Source organism: Opacimonas viscosa, from assembly GCF_024199005.1.
GTDB lineage: Bacteria > Pseudomonadota > Gammaproteobacteria > Enterobacterales > Alteromonadaceae > Opacimonas > Opacimonas viscosa.
In genome coordinates this window covers 1-251 of sequence record NZ_JANATA010000251.1, presented here as the reverse complement: position 1 = coordinate 251, position 251 = coordinate 1, and the positions used below count along the sequence as shown (strand labels likewise).

General features: G+C 50.6%; 1 pseudogene. It reads right to left on the bottom strand.

The window, feature by feature from the left end:
* A pseudogene (locus tag NLF92_RS13480) lies at window positions 1–251 on the bottom strand (hydrolase); the annotation flags it as partial.

Genomic DNA, 251 nt, shown 5'->3' with positions numbered 1-251 from the left:
GCCTTTCATGATCCAGTCTTTCTTCTCATGCGGGGTAGGGTGGAGTTTGTACTGGCTCTCAATGGTGCCGTCACGTTTGCACAGGTAACTGACGTTGTACAATTCGCTTTCTTCCGTTACCGGCATGGAACCTGCGATAATGTTTATATTGTAAGACACCGCCAGTCGCGACGTTGCAGTCAGGATTTCCTCGGTATATTCGGCCAGGTGCCAGATAGCATCGATTGACGAGTCTGACGGGCTTAGTCCCA